The organism is Promineifilum sp. (SeqCode), assembly GCF_041918635.1.
GTDB lineage: Bacteria > Chloroflexota > Anaerolineae > Promineifilales > Promineifilaceae > Promineifilum.
In genome coordinates, this window is record NZ_JAYRVJ010000175.1 from 1 (window position 1) to 24763 (window position 24763).

The 24763-nt window shown below is 67.6% G+C and carries 14 protein-coding genes and 1 pseudogene; 5 read left to right on the plus strand and 10 right to left on the minus strand.

Annotation, left to right across the window (positions count from 1 at the left end; genetic code table 11):
• The first annotated feature begins 63 nt into the window (after positions 1-63).
• From ACE3UY_RS05870 to ACE3UY_RS05880, 3 genes are all read left to right on the plus strand, one after another.
• Positions 64-1554, plus strand: a complete 1491-nt coding sequence (locus ACE3UY_RS05870) for an ATP-binding protein (RefSeq protein ID WP_374686616.1) — start codon at positions 64-66, stop codon at positions 1552-1554.
• A 705-nt stretch (positions 1555-2259) separates the two neighbouring features.
• Positions 2260-2478 carry a hypothetical protein gene (locus ACE3UY_RS05875; protein WP_374686617.1) on the plus strand — a complete coding sequence of 73 codons (219 nt, stop codon included), beginning with the start codon at positions 2260-2262 and terminating at the stop codon, positions 2476-2478.
• Positions 2479-2521: 43 nt separating this feature from the next.
• Positions 2522-3946, plus strand: coding sequence for a hypothetical protein (locus ACE3UY_RS05880; RefSeq protein WP_374686618.1), 1425 nt, complete (start codon positions 2522-2524; stop codon positions 3944-3946).
• A gap of 201 nt (positions 3947-4147) precedes the next feature.
• On the opposite strand, the gene ACE3UY_RS05885 is transcribed toward ACE3UY_RS05880, so the two are convergent.
• Both ACE3UY_RS05885 and ACE3UY_RS05890 read right to left on the minus strand, forming a co-directional pair.
• Complete coding sequence (locus ACE3UY_RS05885; protein WP_374686619.1) at positions 4148-5506, minus strand: helix-turn-helix domain-containing protein; 1359 nt, start codon at positions 5504-5506, stop codon at positions 4148-4150.
• Positions 5507-5550: 44 nt separating this feature from the next.
• On the minus strand, positions 5551-8979 hold the full coding sequence (locus tag ACE3UY_RS05890) for a TGS domain-containing protein (RefSeq protein WP_374686620.1): 3429 nt from the start codon (positions 8977-8979) through the stop codon (positions 5551-5553).
• A gap of 677 nt (positions 8980-9656) precedes the next feature.
• Between ACE3UY_RS05890 and ACE3UY_RS05895 the strand changes: the two genes are divergently transcribed.
• Positions 9657-9878 (plus strand): hypothetical protein, encoded by a 222-nt coding sequence (locus tag ACE3UY_RS05895; RefSeq protein ID WP_374686621.1) that lies wholly within the window; start codon positions 9657-9659, stop codon positions 9876-9878.
• Between the two features lie 62 nt (positions 9879-9940).
• Positions 9941-10672: a hypothetical protein gene (locus ACE3UY_RS05900; RefSeq protein ID WP_374686622.1), complete on the plus strand. Its 732-nt coding sequence runs from the start codon at positions 9941-9943 to the stop codon at positions 10670-10672.
• A 333-nt stretch (positions 10673-11005) separates the two neighbouring features.
• On the opposite strand, the gene ACE3UY_RS05905 is transcribed toward ACE3UY_RS05900, so the two are convergent.
• From ACE3UY_RS05905 to ACE3UY_RS05940, 8 genes and pseudogenes are all read right to left on the minus strand, one after another.
• Positions 11006-11764, minus strand: a complete 759-nt coding sequence (locus tag ACE3UY_RS05905) for a hypothetical protein (RefSeq protein ID WP_374686623.1) — start codon at positions 11762-11764, stop codon at positions 11006-11008.
• A 255-nt stretch (positions 11765-12019) separates the two neighbouring features.
• Entirely contained in the window at positions 12020-13504 is a 1485-nt protein-coding gene (locus tag ACE3UY_RS05910) for a radical SAM protein (protein ID WP_374686624.1), read from the minus strand.
• Positions 13501-17202: an AAA family ATPase gene (locus tag ACE3UY_RS05915; RefSeq protein ID WP_374686625.1), complete on the minus strand. Its 3702-nt coding sequence runs from the start codon at positions 17200-17202 to the stop codon at positions 13501-13503. Before ACE3UY_RS05915 ends, ACE3UY_RS05910 begins: the two co-directional genes overlap by 4 nt.
• A gap of 33 nt (positions 17203-17235) precedes the next feature.
• Positions 17236-18396 (minus strand): hypothetical protein, encoded by a 1161-nt coding sequence (locus ACE3UY_RS05920; RefSeq protein ID WP_374686626.1) that lies wholly within the window; start codon positions 18394-18396, stop codon positions 17236-17238.
• Between the two features lie 308 nt (positions 18397-18704).
• Positions 18705-19964, minus strand: a complete 1260-nt coding sequence (locus ACE3UY_RS05925; RefSeq protein ID WP_374686627.1) for a hypothetical protein — start codon at positions 19962-19964, stop codon at positions 18705-18707.
• A 420-nt stretch (positions 19965-20384) separates the two neighbouring features.
• Entirely contained in the window at positions 20385-21755 is a 1371-nt protein-coding gene (locus tag ACE3UY_RS05930; RefSeq protein WP_374686628.1) for a hypothetical protein, read from the minus strand.
• On the minus strand, positions 21752-24265 hold the full coding sequence (locus tag ACE3UY_RS05935; protein WP_374686629.1) for a hypothetical protein: 2514 nt from the start codon (positions 24263-24265) through the stop codon (positions 21752-21754). The genes ACE3UY_RS05930 and ACE3UY_RS05935 overlap by 4 nt, the downstream gene beginning before the upstream one ends.
• Positions 24266-24496: 231 nt before the next feature.
• Positions 24497-24763, minus strand: a pseudogene (locus ACE3UY_RS05940) (peptidase); the annotation flags it as partial.

The window sequence follows — 24763 nt, forward strand, 5'->3', positions numbered from 1 at the left end:
CCCCACGATCCATTAGTATAGTTTCAGATAGCCTAGCCGCATTCGTCCTATGATCATCTGACTATGTACCGCGCAGATTTTGTCGGCCGCCGCCGCGAACTGGAAGTGCTCGACCGCCTGTGGGACTCGAACCGGGCGACGTTGCTCATTCTCTACGGCCGCCGCCGCGTGGGCAAGACGCGGCTGCTGACGCACTGGCTGAGGCAGCGGCCGGAGCAGGGGCTGTATTGGGTGGCCGAGCCGGCGTCGCTGCTGACCCAACTGCGCTCCTTCTCCCAGGCGCTGATGAGCTTCATGGATCCCGAGGCCGAGGTGCCGGCCGACTTCAGCTTCAGCACGTGGGAGCTGGCCCTGCGCCAGGTGGCCAACTTCGCCCAGGGGCGGCGCGTGGCCCTGTTCATCGACGAGGTAACCTACCTGATCGACGTCGATCCCGGCTTCGTGGGCACGCTGCAAAAGATCTGGGATCGCTGGCTGAGCGAGTCGAACGTCATGCTGGTGCTGTCGGGGTCGCAGATGGGGCTGATGCAGAAGCACTTGCTGCAATATGAGGCCCCGCTCTATGGCCGGGCGACGGCCCACATCCAGCTGCCGCCGCTGCCCTATGGCACGACGTCCGACTACTTCCCCGACTATGGCCCGGCCGACCGGGTGGCGGTCTATGGCATGTGGGGCGGGGTTCCGGCCTATTGGGAGCGGCTCGACCCGCGCCAGAGTGTGCTGGAGAACTTCCGGCTGAACGTGCTGCCGGCCCACGCCTGGATGGTGGACGAGAGCCGCATTCTGCTGCAAGACTTCATCACCGACATGCACAACTACGTCGGCATACTGCGCGCCGTGGCCAACGAGCAGCAGACGATGGGGGAGATCAGCCAGCGGACGGGGCTGGACAGCAGCAAGGCGTCGTTCTATCTGAGCGTGCTGCGCGACACGGGCTTTGTGCGGCGCGACGTGCCCATCAGCCAGCGCGGCCGCGACAGCCGGCGCGGGCGCTACGTCGTGACCGATCCCTATCTGCGCTTCTTCTACCATTTCATCAGCGCCCACCAGAGCAAGCTGGCGCTGGGGCAGTCGGGGCCGGTCATGCAGCAGCTCGAAGAGTCGCTGCCGGCCTTCCTGGAGCGCAATACGTGGCTGGAGATGTGCCGCGACTGGACGCTGCTGGCGGCCGGCCACGGGGCGCTGCCGGCGGCGGTGGACGAGGTCGGCGCGGAGTGGGCCAGCAGCTACGAGGTGGACGTGGTCGGCATCGGCGAGGAGACGCAGAGCCTCGTCCTGGGCGACTGCTATTGGCGGGCCGAGCCGCTGGGGCTGGAGGCGGTGGAGGCGCTGGTCAAGAAGACGGCCCACCTGATCCCCAAGCAGGGGGACGAGTGGCGGGTGCACTACGTGCTGTTCTCGGCCGCCGGCTGGACGGAAGCGGCGGCGGCGCGGGCGGAATGGCTGGCGACGACCTCGGCCACGGCCCGCGGCCGGCAGCGCTGGCGGCCGGAAGGGGTGCGGCTGGTGGATTTGGCGACGGTCGATAGGGATCTGACGGAGTGGGCGATATGAAGAGGCTCACGCGAAGAGGCTCACGCAAAGACGCAAAGAAGCAAAGGACGCAAAAATGCTCTTCTTGGCGTTCTTTGCGTCTTTGCGTGAGCCTCTTTGCCCATACAAAATCAGAACATGTGTGCTATAATAGCGGCCAGAATTTGAATGGCGTCGGGGAGTCGTGATTTGATACGCTAAGGGCGGGACAGCTCCTTACCACTCCTGGCCGGCGTTGGCTCCCTCGCTGACGCCGGCCACACCTTGCCGCGGCGGGCTTCGGCCGCCGGCGACTGAGCGCGATGCGTCACGCGAACCCGACGCATGGCGCTCAGTCGTCGGGGACTGAGCCCCGCGTCGGGGACTGAACCCCGCGTCGGGGATTGAACTCCGGGCAGCAAAAAACCGGCGCGTCAACGCCGGCTCTTTGCTGGACAGTGTAACGAAGTAAGCAAGTAGGACCGCTCGCTTCGCGACCATTGGGTGTTAGCCGCACCCGATGAAAGCGCCCCTTCAGTGGGGAGGGGGGAGTTGTGCCCCCACGGCGGCCCTCTATACGAACGAGCGGAGGATAGCACAGGCCGATCAGCGTGTCAAGGTGGGGTGGTCGTTGTAGCGCGGGTTGCCAACCCGCCTCTTCAGACTAGCCAACACGCGGGTTATCAACCCGCGCTACAAACCCCCAGCGGACAACCGAGCGAGCGAGCCGGGCGGATAACCAACAGGTTGCCGCCGATACGGTTTGGCTTGCCGGGCGGCGGCCGGCCGGTGCGAACGGAGTATGGACAGGAGTGGGGTGGTCTCGCCGGTGGTGGGGCCAGCGGCCACGCCGGCAGTGTCGGCGGCGGCGCTGGCGGCGAACGAGCGGCTGATGGCGCTGCGGGCGCGGTTGGCGTGCGCGCGGAGCGGGGGCAGGCCGTCAGCGGAGCAGGGCGGGCTTGGTGATGATTCGCATAGTCACGAGGGTGTAAAGGGGGGGGTGGGGGGCGTGTCTCCTGCCGTCGTCGACCTCCGGACCACTTCTGTATCCGCGGGCGAAGAGGCGGTTGGCCAAACCGCCCTATGGGGGCTGCGCAAGGTGCTTGCCGCGCTGCCGGCCGGGCTGGGCTGGGGCAGCGAGACGTTGACGGAGCATCTGCGGAAGAGCCGGGGTGCGTGGGGGCAGGGGGGCAAGGGAGAAGATGCCGATCCTTTTATGGCGGCGCTGGTGGCTCGCGCGTGCCAGCAGGTCGCGTCAGCGTCCTTCAATGACGTTGCAACCCCGCTCTCCTGCGCTCCTGCTCGCCCGCTCCTACTCAAACTCTTCCCCGACCTCGCTCTGGGCATCCTGCGCACGGAGCGGGCGGCGGCGGGGCGGGTGTGGCTGTTGCTGCGACATCTGGACGAGGCGGGCCGGGGCTGGTTGGATGTGGCCGAGGCGCGGGCGGCGCTGACGGACAAGGCGTCGCCGCTGCGGCTGTGCGGCTGGCGGCGGCTGCGCGGACTGCTGGCCGAGGGGCAGGGCGTCTTTTGGACGCGCGACGACCGCGGCCGTCTCTGGCTGCACGGCCCGGCGCGGGTGGCGGCGGCGCTGGGGGTGGGGCAGTTGCGCCACCGGCCGGTGGGCGTGCCCATCGCCGCGCTGCTGGGCGGCATCGGCGACGCGCGGGCGCAACTCTATGCGGCCTTCCACAGCGGCCGGGCGCGGTCCGCGTCGCTGGCGGACGGGGCGCGGGCCGGTGGGCGCGCCGCCGCGTCGTCGGGCGCACCCATCGCCCGCGCCACGCTGGCCGAGCTGAGCGGCGCTTGCCCGCGCAGCCAGGTGGCCTATGAGCGTCGGGCGGGCGTGGCAGCGCGGGGCAACGTCGCCATTGTCGAGCGCGTCGCGGCCGGGACGGAGCAGGAGCGGGCCTGGCAGCGCGGCCGGGCGCTGTTCCGGCTGACCGACTATCGCGGCCAGCAGGGGCGGCCGGGCGCGGTCTATCTGGCCTGGCGTCTGCCCAACGGCTACGGCGCGGCCCGCGACCACCAGCAGCGGCCCCGCGGCCGGCAAAAGCGTATCAATCGGAAACTCGCCGACCTGTTTACGAAAGGGATGACGGGCAACGGCGGGCGGCCGATCGAGAAGCGCTACTTTGCCGGGGCGGCGGCGGCGTGGAAGCGGGCGGAGCGGGGACCGGGAGCAGGGGAGCGGGGGAGCAGGGGGGCGGGGGGGAAAGAAGCGCCTTCGGCGCGCTGCTTTTCATCCCTACACCCCCGCACCCCCGCGCCCCTGCCTTCCCTCTACTGGCCCGATGGTCGGACACGGCGTGGAATTGGCGTCTGGCGCGTGGTCGACGCGGAGCCGCTCCATGCCGGGACGCTGGCGGCCGAAGGCGTGGCGCTCCAGTCGTCGCTCTGGCCAGCTGGTGGCGCGGCGGAGGGCAGGCGATGACTCCTTTTTTGTCTCAGGGGCGGCAAAGAGTTACGGGAGTTATAGGGATGATTTTGGTTTTGGGGAGGTTTGTTCGAGGCGCGTTATTATGCGAACTTGGCTGGCTGGCCGGTCGACGCGCCGACTCCAGTGGGGGAGGGGTGGAAACGACGGAGGCGCTTCTCCGTCGTTTCCGGGTGGGGTAGGCTGCGGCCGGCGCTCTCAGCGTGCCGGCACGAACCGGTAGCCGAGCGAGCGCTGGCTGATGATGCGCCCGCCGCCGTCCGACTCCTCCAACTGCTTGCGCAGCTTGGAGACGGCGATGTGAATTCGGCGCTTCTCTTCCTCATCGCTGGGGCGCCGGCCCCATACCTTTTCACCCAACTCGTCGAAAGTCAGCACCGCGTCGGGTTTATTGACAAAGGCGTGATAGAGGTTAGCCTGCAGGCCGGTTAGGCCGGTTTCGGCCTCTTTGGCCGGCTTGGTCGGCTCCTGTTGCAGCAAGAAGGCGCGGAATAAAGGCGCGAAGAGGCGCATCACGCCGTCGTCGTCGACCTGTATCAGACCATACTGCTCCAACGAACTCAGGAGGTTGTAGCGCGGGCCTGACGGCACACCGGGCGACTCGCCCCCCTGAGCTTCCTCTTGACGGGCCTGTTCGATAAGCGCCTGGCGCTGGTTTAGGTCGACGGCTTGGTAGAAGGCATTGAATGGACGCTTGAATTCGGCAGCCAGGCGGGAGGTCAACACCGCGCGGGCTTTTTCAGACAGCGGGTCGGCGTCTGGCTCTGGGGGCAGTTTCATGCGCTGGCGCATATCCCACAGTGCCCGCCCGGCCAGCAGCAGCAACGTAGGAAAGCCGCCGGATTGCTCGGCCATGTAGTCGATATCCTTGTCGGGCAAACCGGTTCCGAAGCCTTTCAGCAGATCGACCACGTAGATCGCGGCCTCTTCCGGTATATACTCGCGCACGAACGTCTGCTGGAGCCGCTTGAAGAGGGGGGAGCCTTTCTTGGCCGACGGGTTGACCTTCTCCAGCAGCCGTTCGGTGGCGAAGATGAACGAGCAGTAGGCCATCCAGGTGCTCAGGCGACCAGCCTGCTCCGGCGATAAAACCTGGAAGGCGTGCTCGCGATCGAATTCGTCGAGCAGGAAGACGGGCCGCACCCCCTTCGCGACCAGCTGGCGGATGTGAGGCTCCATGACCTCTAACGCCTGATCGCCATCGTGGTCGGCCAACTCCGGCTCGTCCAAATCGGGCAGGTCGTCTGTTTGATGCTCGTCGCGCAGCCGCGCGCGATAGGCGTCATAATGGCGGTAAAATTCTCGACCGAAAACGACCAGCGGATGGACACTGCCGAGCCAGCCCGACACGTAGAGGATGAACAGGCGGTGCGGTTCGCGCCTGAAGTCGCCCAGGAAGTGCTCGCGATACGCCTCGATGAACTCCGGCTGGGCAATGTAGCGTAACAGGGTGCTCTTGCCCATCTCCGGCAGGCCGTGAATGTCTTTGTGGTCAGGGCGGGACAGGGTGATGATCTGGGCGATCTCGTGCAGCAGGTCGCGCCGGCCCTTGATCATCAAATTGTTCTCGGGCGAAAAGGATGAAAAAGGATTCCCGTACATTATGATACTCCTTCGCGCGCTAACGCCGCGCGGCGCGCGCTACTCGCCGGCCAAGCGGCGGCTATCTGATCGAACTCCCAATAGTGGCGGATCCACTCTTGGAGCAACTGGATTGGGAAGGACAGCACCGGCCCCCGTTCCGGGTCGTTGTTGATTTCGAATACGCCGACCTGCTCCAGAAAGCGGGCGTGCCGTTCCGTCTCGTCCGGATCGAGCAGGCCGAACTCGCTGCTCAGGACAGCGGCGGCGGTTGCCAGCGGCAGCCGCCAACTCAACCGAACGCGGCCGGCGACGAAGGCGGCGACGAGCCGCCGGCCGGGATGGGCCTCGATGTGCTCGATGAAGTGGCTGAGATACCCCTCGCCGCGGTCCAGGAGTTGATGGAGGATTAACTTCAGGTCGTTCTGCAAGATGACGCGCCGCCGGCAGCGGCCGGCCCGCTCCAACAGCCGGCGGCCGATGACGTGGATGAGGTACGGATTGCCGGCCGTCCAGCGGATGATCTGGGCCGGGATGTCGTCGCCATCTTCAATCGGCTGGTAGGTGAAGCCGCGCTCGACGGCCAGCCGTTCGATGAGCAGGCGCGCATAGGGGCCGGCCAGGTGATGGACGGCCAACCGTGGCGTCTCGCGAGGGATGTCCGCCAGCACCATCTGGAAGGCCGGATCGGCCAGGAAGACGTCTTGTAGGACGAGCAGCCAGCGGATCTCGGGGTGGGCGCGCTGGATGGCGCGCCAGCCGGCCAGCGCGGGGGGCTGCCGGCCGGCGCGGACGTCGGCCTCCAATTCGGCGTCGAACTCATCGATGATCAACAACAACCGGCGGTCGCCCAACTGGCGGACGGCCGCGCCCAGTTGACCATTGAGCCACACCATCGCATCCTCGTGGGGCTCCAGGCGGGGGAGGGGCAGGCCCAGCCGCAGGCTGACCTCCTGAGCGATGAGCGCGGCCACCGACCCCGGTCGGCGCAGCACCGGGGCGCGAAAATCGACGTAGACGGCAACGACCGGCGGCGACAACCGCTCCGTCAGGTTGTGTTCCACCAGGCGGCGGGCGATGGAGGACTTGCCCACGCGGCGCTGGCCGTGCAGCAGCAACACCGGGGCGGCCGGCTCTTGCAGCCAGGTCTGGATGGCGCCGATGATCCCGTCGCGGTCGAAGAAGCGCCAATCGGTGACCTCGCTCTCGGTGAACGGGATGGTGATGGCGCGCGACAGATCGGCGGCCTCCACTTTGGCGCGCGGGTCGCCGGGCAGCCGACGGAAGTCGGCGTGGGCGCCGTGGCCCAGCGATTCGATCATGCGCCGCAGGTCGGCGCACAGTTGCGGCTGCATCAGGGCCACGTCGAGTTCGATGATGGCCCAACCGTCGACGTTGACTTCGGCCCGCACGCCGAAGAGATAGGCATTAGGGAGTTGGTATACCTTCTCTAGCAGGCGGGCCAGAAGCTGCTTGCTGTCGGGCATCTCGATGTCGAAGTGGTACATCGGCCAGCGGTCGGGCAAGTTGCCGCGCACCTGGTGGGGGTCGGACAACGTCTCGGCCTGCTGGGCGTGGCGGCAGTAGTCGGTGTGGATCGTCTCGCTGAGCCCATTGGGACCATACCGGGTGACCGTGCGCAACTTATCGCCGGGGATGGGGCGGCAGAAGGAGCACAACTCTAACTGCCCCAGTTCATAGCGCGAGCGGCTGGCGTCGCCCACGGGCAGATCGGCGAAAATGAGGTGCGACAGCAACTCGTGGGCCAGGGCGCGGGCCAGCGCCGGGTTCTTATCCAGCCGCTCATAAAGCGCGGCGCGGTCGTCCAGCGGATCGCGCGTGATGACGCGGTCGAGGAAGCGCTCGATGTCGGTGGTGGTGGGTGTGGGCGGCGTGTAGAGGGGCTTGCGGCCCCGGGCGCGATCCCGCTGGTAGCGGTCGATCAACCGCATCACCTCCTCTTCAAACCGGCCGCGCCCGGGGTGGACGGCGTTGGCCAGCCGGCGCAACATCCGGCGGACGTCGGCCCGCGTCCGGGCGTTGGTCGCCAGGCTTGGCCAGACGAAGTCGATGCGCGCCGCGTGGGGGTCGAGGACAACTCGCACCTGGTCGCCGTTGCGGAGCGGGGCGTTTAGCGCGGCCGGCCGACCATTGACGTCGATGCGCGCCGCCCGATGGCCCAGTTCGGTGTGAATGTGGTAGGCGAAGTCGAGGGCGGTGCTGTCTTTTTCCAGCAGGAAGAGTTCGCCCAGGGGTGTGAAGCAGTAGAGGGGGGCGGCGTGGCTGCCCAGGGGGTGGCGGCGCAAATGCTCCGGGATGTTGATCCACGCTTCGCGGTTCGTCCCCCGGGGCAGGGTGCGGGTCGGCTTATCGGGCTGGCTCCACCAGGCGGTCAGCCGCCGCCGATGGCCGGGCGAGGCCGCCGAGGCCGACAGAATGCCCCATTCGTTGACGTCGTGCATGTCGGCGGTCAAGATGTGGAACTTGACCGGCCGGCGCTCGGCCTGGGTGGGGTTTGGCTGCCAGGAGCAGACGGTCTGCAGCGCCCGATAGCCGTTGGTCAGGGGCGCGGCGATATAGTCGTGCGGCCGCAACGCGACGCCGGAGCGGACGGTGAACCGGCTATGGATGACGCCCAGCGCCCGGTAGCAGTCCGAGGGGGTCTGGCACAAGACGCGCACGGTCAGTTGCAGCGGGTTCCTGTCGTCCGGCGTGTCATAGCGCTGGCCGTGGAGGAGGTAGCCGGGCAACAGTGGTAAGAGTTCGACCGGGGGGGCGTCGTCGCCGAACTCGTCCTCCAATCCCTCCCGCACTTTTTTGTTCAAAAGAGCGAAGAGGCGCAGGCGTTCGTCGAAGGTCGGCGCTTGATCATCGATTGCGGGCAGGCGGCCATCGGTTTCCTGATCGACCCAAGCCAACTGCCAGGCCGCGACGGCCTCATCCAGCCCTTCGGACGTCGGCCCGTCGAGGTGGACGTTGAGCTTGCCGGCCTTCTCGCGATACGCTTCAGGGTAGAGCAGGCGCGCGCTCTCCTCGATCCAGCGGCGACGGAAGCGGTAGAGGCCCAACATCTGGGCCACAGGCACAAAGACGTCCAGCATCTCCTGAGCCAGCGCAGCGTCGGCCGCGGGGCTGAAGAGGCGGGCGTGGCGGGCGGCCAGTAACGTGAGGACGTGACCGAAGCCGGGCGCGTCGCAATAGACGGCCCGCAACAGGGCGCGCAGGCGGTGGTTCAGGTCGGCCGCGGCGTCGCCCAGGAATTCAGTCTGCCACGCCGCGAAGCCCGCGGCCCGCTCGCGGGCGCGGGCATACGGTTCAACCTCGTCGGCGGCCAGCGCGGCGGGGTCGGCCTCGTCGACCAGGGCCGCGGCCACGAGGTCGGACGGCAGCCGCCACTCGCCCGCCAGCCGGTCGACGCGCGCGCGCCATTGGCCTGGACGGAATGTCATCACCGCCTCCGGATGGACAGGCGAGCCAGAACGAAGGGCGTTGACCATGATCGGTCTCCACATGATGCCAGCGATTATGCGAGATGGAACTGTGTCGGGGCGGGTGTAAACGTTCGGCGTTAGGCCCCGGGGCCATTCTACCAGGGATGGAGATAGTACGGCCGCGCTTGGAAAGCTTGCTTCTCATTTTAGACTAATCTATCGCAGATGTCAACAAGATCGTTACCGAGTCTATCCGAAGCCTGCCGAGGTCAGGCCAGTGACATTTCGGTATCACAAGTAGTAACAAAGGGGAGCAAGATGGGTCAGGGGCGGATCGAACCGGCGACCTGGCGCGAGAGGCGGCCAGAACGGCCCGTTACAGAGAAATGGTTATTGACAAGGGGCTTGGGAACCGTATACTATGAATTATCGGATAGATTCAGAGAGTTTCTATCCGTCGGGGAAGAATAATCTACGAACCCTATCCACCCCTTCTTCTCCGCCCAAAGCGAAGTGGGCATGGCCGACCAGGGACAGGCCATTCTCACCCAGGGGCCTCGGTGGTCGCCAGTTTCCATCCAGTCGGCCGAGGCCCTGCCTATCCATCTGTCTGTCCGGATAACACGCTGGGTTGAAACGAGAGGCCGTCGGTTCCGTGTAGGCTAGGCCCTGGTGGGTCGGTAGGAGGTCTGGTGATGGATGAGATGCACCTGCTGATGCTGGTTTCCGGGCTGTCGATTGGTTTGCTAATCGCCGTCTTCGTTTTGCTCGGCGGGCGAGGCCGGGTGACGCAACCGCCGCCGGTGATCGTCGTGCCGGCCGCGCCGGAGAACGAGAACCTGGGCTGTAGCGAGGTTCTGCTGTTCCTGGTCTTGGCCCTGCTGGCGCTGGTTCTGGCGATGGTGTTCATGAGTTAGAGCGTCGACGGCCCGATGGGCGGTCGCGCTCATCGGGCCGCGACGCTGTTGCGAGGCGCGACATGAACGTGATCCAGCCGGATCAATCGGTGTGGAAAGTAGCCCTGGCGCTGATGTTGGTCGTGCTGCTAACCGGCTGTTTCGGCGCGTTGGGGCTGAGCGGTACGGGGCTGCTGAACTGGGAGAAGCAGGCGGCCGAAGCGGACGCGTTGCGGCAGGAGGCCAACAACGCCGCCCGACGCGAGGCGATCCGCATTGACGCCCAGGCCCCTGTGGAGCACGCCCAGGCCGCGGCCGACATCCGCGGCATCGCGGCCCAAGCTGACTATAACGAAGCGATGCTGCAAGAGGCGTTGGCCCAGACGAAAGCGACCAATGCCCGCGCCGCCGACCTGCGGGAGCGGTTTGGGTTGGCCGGCCTGCTGCTGGCGCTGCTGGCCGGCTGTGGATTGGTGGTGGTTCTGGTCTATGGCGCGCTGCTGTTGGTGCGGCGCGCCGTCGACCGGGTGGCCCCGGAGCGGCCGATTGGCCTGGGCCAGGCCGCTGCAGCGCAAGCGGCGGCCCCCATCAGGCCCACCGCCGCGCCCCATCGGCCGCCGGCCCGCCGGCCGGCCGCACCGCCGGTGCGACCGGCCGACCTCTGGGACGACCCGGTCTACCGGGCCGAGAAGCGGCGGCAGGCGCGGGCGCGGGAATTGGAAGCGATCCGCCGCCGGCGGCGGCAACCGCCAACGGTCATCATCTTGCCGCCCACCCCCGGCCGTGGCCGCCCGGAACGGTCGCGGGCCGTCTAGCCGGGTCGTCTATCACGCATCCGCCGCGCTTGGCCGGGCCGCTGGGGAGGCGCGGCCAGGCGACCATGTGAAAAAGGGGCCGGTTGGCCCCTTTTTCCAAGTCGGTTCACCTCATACCGAGCCTCCTTCCTTTTTGTATCGCCGTCGCCAGTTCCTCTCGCTAGTCGCCTCCCATTCACGCTAGCCGCTCGTACAGCCTCACCAGTTCCAGCCCGATTCGCTTACCTCCTTGCTTGTGTTCTCCCCGTTCCCGCCGCTCTGGTCGGTGGGGAGGGGGGATAACGCTTGAGGATCACCTCCTGTTGGCCGGTCTCGCCTCGTTCCGCGGCGCGCTCAGTGCGCCGGGAGCGGCTGGCCCTTCAAACGCCCCTGGGGCGGTTGGCCCGCGTGGGGGCCGGTCCCGTTCACCCGCGAGACAGGCCCATTGGGGGCGGCATAAGTGGGATCGTCGGCACCGAGCACCACCGGCACCGGGGCGGCAATGGGGGCGGCGCGCTGGGGGTGCGGCATCTCGCGCGTGGGCGCCGGCTGCGCGGGTGTCGGGTGCTGGGGCGCCTCACGCAGGGGCGTCTCGCGCCGCGGCATCGGACGCTGGGGCGTCGGCCGCTCAAGCGTCTCACGCGCCAGCGGCTCGGTCGGCGCGGCGGGTATAGCTACGCGGGGCGGGGCCGGCAGCCGCCGGTCGATCAGGCGGTGGGCCGTGAAGACGCCCAGCAAGATGACCACCGCGCCCAGCAGCGTCCCCAGACCAATGAGCGACCGCCCGATCAGCCGCTCGCGCTGGAGTTGCTCATTGTGGCGCGCCGCGTCCAGCCGCTGCCCTTCGGCCTGGTTCCATTCATAGGCGGCGATGTCAGCCGCGATCTGCCGCCGCTGGGCGTCCAGTTCGGCCAGATGGACGGCCAGTTCGGCGGCGACGCGGCTCGGCAGGGTGGTGTTCTCGACCGCCCAAACCGCCTCCCGTTGGCCGGTCTCGGCGTCCGTGCGCCGGGCGTCGGCCAGGTCTTGCGGCACGTCGGCGAGGCCGAACACCGCCGCGGCCGTCAGCCCGATGAGGACGACCATCGCGAAGATCAAGACCTTGCCCAGCATGTTAGCGGGGCCTCTGTTGCAACCGGGCGATTCGATCGGGTTCACGTACATCTTACCGCTCCTCAGCCATTCTCGGCTCTATACCCTTAGTGAAGCAGACGCAACTGGCAAGACCAAGAATGGTGGGAGGGTGCGGCCCGTCGCTAATCTGGGGCCGGTGGGGCGGGGTGGGGGGCGGGCGTGCCGGGAACAAAACGGGAAGGCTCGTTGCCTTCCCGCCAGTCTGTCATCGACCTTGCGCCGGCCTGTCGCGGCTCATTGGAGGCAGCCGTGGGCCTTCATCAGCCGCAGCCCTTCCAACCGCAAGACGGCCGGCAGGAGCGCGCGGTAGAGAGCGCAATGGGGGCTTTGCACGTCCCAGCGGCCGGTGGCCCGGAACGTCTCCAGCGGACAGCCGCCGGCACAGCGATAGCGCAGGGCGCAATCGCGGCAGCCCGTCTTCTGCTCGACGGGCAGGTTGATCAGCGGGCCGGCAGCCACGGCGGCCAGCAAGTCCCCCTGCAGGTCAGCGCGGACGGGGCGATCCAGGTGCATCTGGCACTGGGCCAGCGCGCCGGTATGGGTGATGACCAGGTAGTTTTGGCCGACGCCGCAGGCGTGGGTGCGCGCCTCGGCCGAGACGCGGTCGAGCAAGCCGCCGGTGAAAGACCAGGTCGGCAGAGCGCGCTCCAGCACCCGATAGGCTGACTGCATGCCGCTCAGGAGCGCCGCCTCTTCGAGTTCCAGATCCGTTCGACCACGCGAGAGGAGGTTGGGGCGATAGAAAGTGAAGCTGGTCGGCAGCTCGCGCTCGATGATCGCCCAGCGGGCCACGTCGGCCGCGCCGGGGGCAGTGCGCGCGGTGACCACCATGTTGACGTCGGGGCGGATGCCGCGCGGCAGGAGGACGTGGTCGACAGTGTGGGCCACGGCGGCGAAGGTGTCGGCCCCTTCCCGGTTGCGCAAGGGGCGCGAGGCGTTGTGCCGTTCGCCCACGCCGTCGAGCGAGATCATCACCCGCACCCCTTCGCGCGCCAGCCAGTCGACGTCGGTCGGACGCAGATGGACGGCGTTGGTCAGCAGCACCTCGCGTAGCCGGACGTCGTGCTGTCTGGCCAGTTCCGCCGCTCGCGCGTGCAGCCGGCGCACCAGAGCGAAGTGGAGCGACGCCTCCCCGCCGGCGTACTTCAGCTTCACCTCGCGGAAGCCGTGCTGGGCGGCGTTGGCGAAGACCGCCTCCACGGCGCGCAGGCCCGTCGCCTTGCTCATGCGCGCCGACGAGCGGCGCACGTAGCAGTAGACGCAGTCGAGGTCGCAGGCGTTGGTGATGTGCAGCCAGACGGTCAGCGCGCCGGGCGCGGCGGCGCACAGCCGGGGCGCGGCGTCAAGCGGACGTAGCAGGGTCAGCTGCACCAGACGGCGGTCGGCGGCATCGCGCAGGGGAGCGGGGGCGCGGAAGCCCGCCCAGCGGCCGAACACACTGGGAGCCAGTACAGCCGGGCCAACGGGCGCGTGCGGGCTTTGCACCAAGTGGAAGCCGTGGGGCAGTGGGGCGACGTGGACGCCCGCGGGGTGGGTGTAAGCGCCGGGCTTCACGCCCGCGTCGCTCCACGTGGGCGGCGGCGCGGGGTGGCGGCAGTCGCTCTCGAACGAGAAGGGTGAATAGTCGAGCGTGTAGCCCTCCGGCCCCGGCCCCGCGCGGCAGTCCTCTTCAGCGTCGCCGCTTTCCCCCACCAGGATCGACCAAGCCGTCGCGTTCATGTCCGGCGCTCCTTGGGTTGGGCCGCTTCCGGAAAGCCGAGGAATTTGTGCAGGATGTTGTTGATGCCCTCCAGGCTGTCGAGGCCGGCATAGCGGCGGCCCAACCCATTGAGGCCGTCTTGGAAGGTGGTCAACTCCCGCTGGTTGAAGGCCCGCAAGCGGTCATAGAGATCGTTTTCCAGGGTACTGATCGTTCGGCTGCGGGGCGAGTAGAGTTGGGCGTAGGCGATGCCCAGCGCATACGCCTCGGCCCCCAACTGGAGTTGCCGGCGCGCCTCCCTGTCGCCGGCGACCCGGTCGCGCACCCGTTCGCGCCGCGTCGCCTCGTCGCCGACCGCTTGCTCTTGCTCCTTCCAATGGCTCACCCGCTGCTGGAAGCGCGCCAGGGCGATCCAGCCCCGGATCATTTGCAGCGTGCTCAAATAGCGGAACGTCCACGCCCGATCCCGCAGGCGCTTGTCGCGCGACGGATCGGGGATGCGCGCCCGGCCGCGCGTGGAACGGATGAGGTGCTCCTTGACGTAGCTTTCGCGCAGGATGGCATCCAGTTCGGCTTCGGCCTTGTCCAGATCCCCGGCATAGTAGTGGACGCGGGCGACGTTGATGTGGATGTCCATGTGATAGTGGCGGCCGTGCTCGCTGGCGAGCTCGTCCGCCTCGCCTAACAGGTGGAGCGCCTCGCGGTAGTGGTTGGCCCAGAGGCGGGGCCGGTTCCCCTCGCTATCCGGCTCCATCCGGTCGCGGTAGAGGCTGCCCCACTCGATCAGCACCTCGATCAGCCGGCTTGGCTCCTTGACCTCGGTGAACAGGACGTGCGCCTCGCGCAGCAGGTCATTGGCCGCGGTATACAGTTGGTCGGGCGTGGCCGCCATGAGTTGCCCCGTCTGCATGCGAATCGCCAGGTGGCGCAGCGATTCGGCCATCTGGCGCAGGCACAGACCGACCTGTCGCTTGGCCTCCGCCCGGCGGCTATAGGCCAGCGCCTTGGCCGCCAGCACCGGCGCGTCCTCATAGCGCCCCATGTCGTCGTAGATCAGGGCCAGGGTGTTATAGGATTGGGCCAGCGGCACTTCCTCGGTCAGTTCGCGGCGGATGCGCAGACCGTCCAGGCAGACGGGCGTGCTGTGCCAGCCCAACTCCGACAGCGCGCGGGAGAGGTTGTTGAGCACGGCGGCGCGGTGGGCCTTCATCAGCCCCACGTCGTCGCGCACGTAGTTGAGCGCCAGGCCATAGCTCTCGACCGCGTCCTCCATCCGCCCCAACACGCGATGCCCATAGCCCAGCCAGTTATAACCGTGCGATAACAGCCGCCGCAGCCGCACCGCGCCGGGGTGTTCCGGCTTGTCGGGGCCGGCGGCGAAGCCGTGCTCATCATAGAGGCCGCGCCCATACACCCGCTCGGCGACGGATCGCTCTTGCAGCGGCTTCAGCCTCTCCAGCGTCTGGTAAATCTCCCGCACCGCGCCCTCCACGTCTTGCGAGCGCAGGATGCGGGCGTAGCGCGTCCAGATGACCCGCTCGCCGCGAGCCAACGAGTGGTTCCAGCTGTGATAGTTGTTGCGCTCTGCCTTCGTCCGGCGCGGCAAGGTCTCGATGGCGTCTTCTACGTCCTGGCCGAACTCGATGGCCCGCTCCAGGTCGAAGCGCAGCGTGAAGCGCTTGATCCAGCGCGTCACGTCCTCCTGGGCAGCGAAGCGGCGCAACACTTCGATGGGCGTCTCGCCGCGCGCCCGCGCCTGGTCGCGCGGGTGGAACTCCACGAACTTCATCAGCGCGTTCTCGGACAGCACGCGCCACATCTCCGCCTGGGCCCAAAAGTCGAGCGACTGCCGGCCCGCTTTCGGCCGGTCGTCTTCCAGGTTGATGTACTCCGTGTTGAGGTTGCGCTCCGGGTCGAGCAGGATCATGTAGACCATCCGCTCGACCTCATAGGTGGCGATGGCCTCATTGATGGCCTGGCGCTGTTCTGCGTCGTCGAAGCCAAGGCTGGGGAAGCGGAACGAGCGCGCGTCCTCCAGGTCGAGGCGCAACTCCAGGTCGCGTTCGTCCCGATCGAGCCGCTCCTGTTTGAGCGCCCGGTACTGGTTGAGCTTGAACTCCGCCCACGCGCTGAGCTGCCGGTAGAGGGTTTGGCGCGCCCGCTGCTCTTCGCGCCGGCGGCGGCGGTAATTGTCCTTCTCCCGGTCGCTCAGCCGGCGGCGGATCGGCTCCGTCCCTTCCGTCATCGGCTCGCTCAACAGGGCCATGTGCTCGGCAAAGATGCCGTACAATTCATCCTGGAGAGCCAGGCGGAAGGGCGCGGCGCTGGGCCGGCCGGCCCCCAGCCGCGCCCGGAACTCTTCGCCCGACCGCCGGCGCTTGCCCAGGTATTCGCCGGCGATGCGCCCCAGGATGTCGTTCAACTGATCCAACCGGTCTTGGTCGGGCTGGAACGCTTCCGGCGACCGGCCGTTGCTGTCCAGGCAGTAGTGGATCTGTTCGGCCGTCAGGCCGCGGGGGGCGCGGGCCAACAGTTGCAGGACGCGCGACCGCAACTCGGTCGGCCGGGCGAACAGCAGGCGGATAATCTCGTCCTCCACCTCCCATTGCAACTGCTGCAGTTCGGGCGTCGGGTCTTTCACCATCTCTTCCGGGCTGAGAGCGTGGTGCCGGCCGCCGCTCTTCTCCCAGACCGTCTCGAACGGGTCTTGCAGCGGCGGCGGGATGGTTGGGTTCTCGATGACCAACTGGGCGTAGAGGGCCAGCCGCACGGGCACGCCGCCGGTCAGCAGCCAAATGGCGTCGGAGCGGCGACTGTCTTCGGCCAGCAGCTTGAAGTGATCGGCGATGTAGGCCAATCCCGGCTCGCTCGCCTGACGCTCCTCCCACTCCTGTTGGAACGTCGCGAAGTACTCCTGCGTCCCCTTGCGATCCAGCGCGCTCAGCGGTATCTCGATCTTCTCCACCCGCCCATCCGCGGCGGCCATGGCCGCGCGCATAGCGTCGAAGAACTGCCGGCTCTGCCCCTCCCGGCCGGCCAAAACGAGCGTCACGTTTTCCAAGCCCGACTTGCGCACCAACCAGGCCAGCCATTGGTGGGTGCGGCTGCTCAGGTCGCTTTCTCGGAGCAGATCCTTGTTGAGGCGCTCCCCCTGTTTGAGCAGCCAGCCGGACATGAGGTTGTTGAGTTGCTCGACCGTGTCGATCAGGAAGACGACCCGCTTGTCCGCGGCTAGGTCGCGCAGGTCATCGACAAAGAAGTGGCTGGTCAACTCCTCGGCCGTACTGATCGATTGGAACTGAACGCCGTGCCCCTTCAGCACCGCCAGTTCATTTTCCTTTTTGTCGAACTGGGGGTAGCTGAGCGCGGGCGCGGTGAGCTTCAAGCTCTCGCGTAACTCGGCCACGAATTGGTAGCGGTCGTGCAGCCGCAGGTCGACCAGGTCGACCAGGTCGGAGATGATCGCCCCGTTCAGGTCTGTCCACGCCGCCGAGGCGGGGCGGGGGGCCCAGTTCGGGTGGCGGGCGGCGCGCAGCGCCTCTTCCAAGAGCCGCGTCTTGCCCAGGCCGCCCCGGCCATAGACGAGCACGACGCGGAAGGCGCGGTCGCTCGGATCGTTGCGCAGCGCCGCGTGGAGCGTCTCCAACTCCTGGCCGCGGCCGATCATTTGCTCCGCCTGTTGGGCGGCGGACAGGGCTGGTAGGGTGCGTTCGGTCATGCTTCCCCTCGCATGTCGAAATGGGGGCGCGGCTCAGGCGCGGGGCAGCCGCCCTGGAACCACGCCCAGGCGTTCCAGATTGTCGAACAATCTGACAAGGCTGGGATCGATCTTGTAGACCTCTCCGAGGGGCTTCAGTTGGACGACGATGCCCGCCTTGAGGAGCGGAGCCATATCGCCCTCCAAGTCCAGCATGTGCGCGTCCAGCTTTTTGGCGATGCGCCGCTCGTACAGATCGTTGTACGACCAGCCCCACAGGTCACAGGGGCCGCACCGCGGCTCCAGCTCCTTATCCCGCAACAGCTCGATGAGCCGGAGCGCCGTCCGCAGGTCTTCCTCCCGCTCCCCGGCGTCCCGGCCCCGCGTGAGGCGCGCCATGTAGTGTCGCAGGCAATCCCACAGATAATCGGGAGTGACCCTCCCCCTCTCATCCAGCAGAACGTGGCCCAGGAGGCGCGCGTTCACCAGGAAGTGGCCGGTCAAAAAATCGGCCAGTCCGGCCACGATCGTGTCAGCCGCGGCGGCGGCGCGGCGCGCCATGGCCGCCGCCTGAACGTCGCTGAGATCGGCGCGGTGGAACACCTGCCCGATGTGCGCCGCTCCCAGCGTCAGCCCCCCGGTCGCCAGATGGTCGAGCAGCAGCTCGATCTGTTGCGTGGGTTGCAGCGCGGTGTCATCCGATGTCAGTTCCAGTAGCGGCTGGTGCTGCTGATCGCGGGCGGGCGGCGACCTGAGGAAGCTGGGGTCGCGGAAGGCCATGAGGACGCGCGTGCAGGCCGGTTCGGCCTCTTTGAGGAACTCGGTGACGACCCGGGTCACGATGATGTCCTGCTCGTGTTCGTCTATCTCGTCGATGCCATCGAGCAGGAGCACTGCCACGCAACGGTCGCCGCACTTGTCACAGATTTCGATGGCGAATCGCTGGAACCGGGTGTGGAAGCGTTCCGAATCGGGCAGTCCGCTCAACCCGTTCTCGGCCAGCACGCCGGTCAGCCAGGCGTTCAACGCCTCTTCCAACGGCGCGTCCCCATCGGCCAACGCGTTGAGATCGAGATAGATGGGCAGGAAGCGAACCGGGCGTCGCGGCGCGTTCGGCTTTTTCATCTCCAGGTAGACGCGCCACAAGTGCCAACTCTTGCCGACGCCGGGCGGGCCGACCAGGGAGTGAAGCCGCCGGTTGGGCTTCTTTAACAAAGAAAAAACCCTTTCGATGGAGGGGTTTCGCTCCACAAACAACCGCGAGAAGTGGGGCTCCACGAGGGAGGAGGGTTGATGGCCCATGGGACGTCCTTCCAGCGCATAGAGGCCGCTCAAAACTGGCGCGAGCGTTAACAGGGCCGGCGGACAGGGGGCCGTACGAGGCGACCCATGGCCGGCCACTCTCGTCAACTCCCCGTAGTGTACCATACTTCTCTTGGTTTGTCAGCGCCCAGACCTGACAGGTGGGCGGCCACGACCTTCGTTCTGGTCAGAGTCCCAGTGGCCACCCACCTGTCAGGTCTTTAGTCGCGGCGCGGACGGGGCGCGGCGGGGGCCAGCGCCCGCGCTTCCGCCACGGTCGTGTCCCACTCCTCGGCGGTGATGGCCCGCTGACCGCCGTGGGCGCTGCTGCGGGCGCTGCCATGGGTCTGGATGAGCCGCGAGACGAGTTCCAACAGACGGCGCGGCGAGCCTTTGGCCTCGCGCACCAGCCGGTCATCGAAGTCGGGGCGCAACGCCGGCTCCACCAGATGGTCGAAGCCATAGCGGCGCGACCCGCCGGCCTGAAAACGCGCCCCTAACAGCTGTCGGAGGCGCGTTCGCGACCAGCGTAACCGGATGAGGGTGACGTCGGTTCGCGCCGGCTCGGCCGCCACTTGCTCGGTCACCCGCTCCTCTACTTCAATGGGAAAGAACCCCTTTAAATAGACCTTCTCAAGGCTGAAGGCGGCCAGCGCCGCGACCAGCGGCGCGACCAGGGCGTACATCTTGGCCACGTCGCGTTCCTGGGTATCCACGCCGTCGATCCCGACTAAAACGTCGCCAAAGCCCCACAGCCGGGCGGTGTGTAGGGCGAACTCCCAGCGCGCGCGCGCCGGCCGCTCGGCCAATAATGAAGAGGCGGGTTCAAGCTCCTCACCTAAATCCACCAGCCACGCCCTCAGGCGTGGCGAGCGGCTGACGGGGCGAATGACGGGGCGGTTGAGCGAGCGCCACAACTTGCCATAGCCCCAGACCGGCGACGGCTCGTCGTTGTCGATGAGGTCTTTCACCAGTTCCTTCAGTTGGCGCGCGTAATGGCCGATCAGCGCGCCCAGGCGGCCGGTCTGGTCGGCGCTGGGCGGCGGGGCGGCCTCGAACTTCTCCACCACTTGCACGAACAGATCAACGGTCAGCGCCTCGGCCATCGCGTCCAGATGGCCGTCCAGCGTGGTCAGGCGGGCCGCGTCGTGCCGCAGCAGATAGGTAACGATCAGCGTGCGGCGCGCTTCGCCGCGGACTCGGGCCTCGGCGGCCAGGCGCAGCGTTGTCTTACCCTGGCCCGCCGCCCCGAACACGAAGACGTGGCCGGGCGCGCATAACGTCTCCAGGGTGACAGGGCGGCGGCCGCGGGGGTGGGGATCGACGTAATAAGCTAAGGGCGAAAATAACTCCGACCGCCGGGCCGTCAGCGCGGTTCCGTCGCTCCCCACGTGTCCGTTCAGGCGCAGCCCATCGCCGAACCCATACTCCTGTTCCGCCACCGCCAGAACAAAGGGATCGCGCCTGAACCCAATGGACATTAAATATGCTTCGCGCGGATTCTCTGCTGTTTCGCCTTCCGATACGCCAGACTTGCCCTCCATCCTTGCCTGGGGTAACTGTGTCTCTGGCATGGCATCGCCTCGTCCCATGTCGAAATAGCCGTGGAGTCGCCGCCACGGTTTAACGAACCGCATGCCAGTTGAAAAGCAGAGCTAGGAAACCGATTTTGTCTAGGAACGCATATCTTCTCCGGCCCCGATCACGCGATCACGTCCCTCATAGCCCTTCCGCGAAACAATATAGGGTCCCTGCACCCTGTCCTCCGGGTGTCCAACGATCCACGCAAGCGCCCGGAACTGGCGTTTAGAAAAGTTAATCTGCGGATATCTCCGAATCTACTATCAGTATAGACCCCTGCCAAGCGCGCCCGCCAGACGCCGCCGCGCCGCAATCTGCCATCAACCTGTCACAGTGTTGTCGGATTTGGGCGTTCGACTTGCCTCCAGGCAGTTTTCCAGCCAGTAGCCCCCCTCGCCCCGGCCGCTGATCAGATAGACGGGGGCGGCCTTGACCGGCTCGATGGCCTTGCGCGCGCGGGCGGCCAGCGAGTGGACGTTGTTCTTACTGAGGGCCAGGGTGCGCAGTTCGTCGTCGTCCCAGTTCACTGGCGCGCCCCGCCGCTGGTGCAACAGGCAGAGGAAGCGGAAGGGCTGCTCGTCCAGCCGGATCAGCCGCGGCCCGCGCCACACCCCCCGGAGCCTCAGATCCACCCTCAGCTTCAGGTGGCGGGCGAACCACATCGCTAGCGCCGCGTCGGCCGACGCCACCGGCCGGGGCAGGGGGGTGGGGGAGCCGGCGGTCAGATAGAGCAGCGTCTCGGCCAGCGCCACCCAGCCGCCGGGGGTCGGCCGCCCATATTCGGCGGCGATGGCCCGGCCGGCGCGATCGAGTACCTCGGCCGTCGCCAACTCCTCCAGCCGCACGCCGCCCTCCGACCGATCCAGCGCCAGACAGAGATGACCCTCGGCGATGGCCCGGCACTCCGCCTCCGTCCAGCGGGCGCGGACGACGCTGGCCCGCCCGCGCGCCCGACCGATGACCTGGCCCTCGCTGACGACGATGTCGGGCGCGGCCACCACTACCGCCAACCGCGGGTGGTGGGCGATGTCGAGCCAGCCGAACAACTCGGCCACCCCCGCGCTGTGCTCCGCGCCGCTCTCGCCCGGCAGATCGACGACGAAGACCACGCGCTGATAGCCCAGCCCCTGGGCCAGCCGCCCTAACTCATCGATCAGCCCGTGCACGTCTTGCGGATCGTCGAAGGTGCGAAACAGCTCCGGCTCGCGCGGCGTCGCCAGATACGCCTCGCGCAACTCCTCCGGCAGGCCGTCGGCCAGCCGCCGGAACATGCGCGCCCCGCCCATCTTCTCCAGCAGCCAGCGCAGAAACTCGCGCTGTAGCGGCCGGACGGAGGCGGCGTCCTCCGGGTGACTCTCCAGATGGGCGTGCGCGGCGCGCCCCACCGCGGCGACCATCTGCGGCAGGTGGCCCGGCCGGTCGCGGAACCACGCCCCCGGCGCGCCCGGCCACAGGTTCGGCGGGTAGGGGACGATGAACGAGCGCCTCGACTCATCCCTCATCCACGCCCGGAGGGCCACCGATTTGCCGCTGCCCGCCTCGCCGGTGATGAGCGTCCAGTGCGGCGACCCCCGCAACTGGTCGTCGGCGACGCCGGACAGGTAGGCGCGCGTCCACCAGCGCTCATTCTCCTCCAGCGAGCGCTGCTCCGGCGGGTGAAAGGGCCACTCGTGGTAGCTTTCGGTGATCATGGCGGGCCGCCGCCTTGTCGCGCCTGTCCGTCGTCCGCCTCTGTCGCCTCGTCGGGCGGCATAAGCTTCAGCACCTGCAAGGCCGCCCGCGCCTCCGCGGGCGTGAACGGGCTGTCGTCGTCCGACTCTTCCCGCGCCTCCTCCATCTGACGCAGGACCTGAATCACCCCGCGGGGGTTCGGTTCGTTGTCGACGCGGCTATGGAGGATCACGTCGTCAATATATTCGTTGAGACTGGTATAGCGTCCGCTGAGGTGGCGCCGGCCGGTGAAGGCGAGAATCCGGCGGTTCACCATCTCCTTCAACGCCTGGGCCGTCCACGCCAGGCGGAGGGACGCCAGCCCGTGGTGGGCCAGTCGCTCGGCCGTCTGGGAGGTCGCCTTGCTGTCCGGGGCCAGCAGCACCAGGCGCAGCCCCAGATCGCGCCAGTCGAATAGCTGGGGGGCGAGCGTGTTGATAAAGGTGTTGGCGAACCACTTGTCGCTGCCCGCGTTCCCGTCAACGATCACGCCGACCCGTTTGAACCCCAGCGCCCGCGCCATGGGGACGATCTCCTCCGGCCACGCCTCGGACGGCGCGTCCCGACCGCCGGCGGCGTTGGTCTCCTGGCGCTCACTGGCCTGTCTGACGACCGCTTTGAGCCGCTGGAACTGTATCCGGGCGAACGTTTTGTCCTCCTCCGGCAGGTCATGGACGGCGTCGATGGCGTCGCCGTACATCAGGCCCTCGTTGATGGCGACCAGCGCCTTGTCGGCGCCCAGGTGTTTCACCAGCAGTCGTCCCAGCAACGCCCACTGGTCGCGCTCCAGATAGCTCAGGACAAGCGGATGGGACATGACAAACCGCAGTTTTTGGCGCATCAGTCGGTGGGCCATTTCGCGGGCGCGCAGCGGCCTCTCCAACTTGATCGCCAGCGTCGTACTGCTGATCCGTTGCATCAGAACCGTCGCCAGCGCCGTCCGACCGCACCCCACCGGGCCGTGGACGAACCACGATCTTTCCAGGCGGAGCAGTTCGTCGAACCGCGCCGGCGCGCTGAAGGCCGGCTCCTCGCTCCTGGTCAGGAACAGCGCCTCGCCGCTCTCGGCGGCGTCGCCGCTAGCGAAAGGGGACAGGGGCGGGGGGGCCTTCGCCACGTCCGGCGGCCAGCGCCGCGACTGCGTCGGCAACAGATCGGGCTCCAGGGCGCGCTGCTCCCAGAAGGTGACGTCCAACCGCAGGCGGGCGTGGGACGTTTCGGACAGCGCCAGGCTGTCCATGCGGACGCGCGCCTCGCGGAAGAAGCGCAGGTAGCGATGGCGTTCGGCCGGCGGCCGGGCGGCGACGTCGGCGCTCAGCTGCCGCCACGCCTCGACGTAGGCGACGGCGTACTCCTCCGGCCAGCGCGGGCCGATCTCCATAATGGCGGCCGCGCTGTCGGGCGCGGGCGACCCCTGCGGGGGGTGAACGAACTCCAAGTTGGCAAAACTCAAGAGTTCCGTGGCCGTCTCGCGCTCGCCGGCGTCGAATTCGCCATAGAGTGCGTCATTCATCTTGTTCAGCGCTTGCCGCGCCTCTTTCAGGTTGTTGACCAGGAAGTGCGCGCGGAAGCGCTTGGTATGCTGGTCGAATTCGCGCCGCCGTCGCGCCCGCAACTCGCCATAGCGCCGGTCGATGGCGCGCTGCACCAGGGCGGCCACTCCGGGCACCACCAGCACCAGCAGGAAGATGAGCGGGCTGGCCTCGTTGATCCGGCTGTTGACGAAGCGGCGAATGGCGAAGCCGCGCTGCCCCTCCACGTCGATGGGCAGGGACAGCGGAGCCACTCCCGTCTGGCTCTTGTCGCCCAACTCGACGGTCAACGCTTCTCCCGGGCGCAGCCCCGGCAAGGCGCGGTTGTTGACCAGAGCCACCCGGCCCTCCACCGGGCCGCCGGCGGTCAGGATGGGTTCCTGGCCGTCGTCCAGCCATTGGCCGCTCAGCCCGCCCGGCAGCCGGACGACCACCCGTGGCGGTGGGTTGAAGTCGGTCGTCGTCTCTAGCGTCAGGTGTAGTTCGGCCGGTCGGTTGCCGATGAGGACGACACGCGGATAGGTCAGCGTCACCGTCACTGCCTGGCCGCCGGCGGCGTCCAGCGTCTCCCGCCGATAGATGGGCAGATCGTCCTCGGCGGCCCAGATGAAGTTGACGAACACCCATAGCACGATGGCCCCCACCAACAGCGACGTCAGCGTGACGGCCACGGCCGTGACCAGGTGTTCCAACAGCGTCTCCTTGCGGTTGCGCGACAGGGAGAAGAAGCCCAGGCTGAAGACGTAGGGGACGGCGACCAGAAACAGGACGACCGCCAACCACCAGGTCGGGCCGGCGGCGAAGGCCCACAGCGTGGCCGCGACCAGCAGCGCGGCCACGGCCACGCCGACGGCCACGCCGACGGGCGGTCGGTGGGCGTCGAGCCACGTCCAGGCCCCTTTCAGCCGCCGGGCGGTTCCCGGTAGCCCCGTGGTCCGCTGATCATCCGCCGAGGTCATTGGGGCGCCCTTTGCATCCTTGCGGCCCATCCGTATCCGACACGTGTGGCCGACGCTGTTCAGAGCGGCACGCGCTGATTCACTTCCATTATACTCTCCACGGCGGCGGGCACAAGCGGCGTCTGTGGTAGGTCAGAGCAATCGCATCGTAAACTGATAGCACACGCAGGAGGTAATATAGAAGACTACGCCATCGGGAAAACGGCTTGCCAATTGCGTCTCCGCGCGTTCTTAATCCGCCAACGCCTTCACCAACGCCTCCCGCGCATCGCCGTAATACAGGATGCTGAGCTTCATCGCCATCTCATCGGACAGATCGTTGAGTTGGCGGCGCGCGGAGATGGGAATGAGCAGGGTGGTGGCGCCCTTCTCCACCGCCAGTTCGGCCACGTCAATGGGGTTATGGACCGGGTCCAGTCCGCCGCTCAGGTTCAGGCCGCCGACGGCGATCATCCCGCCCTTCAGGCTCTTCTCCAGCAGGGCGCTGCAAAAGGCCAG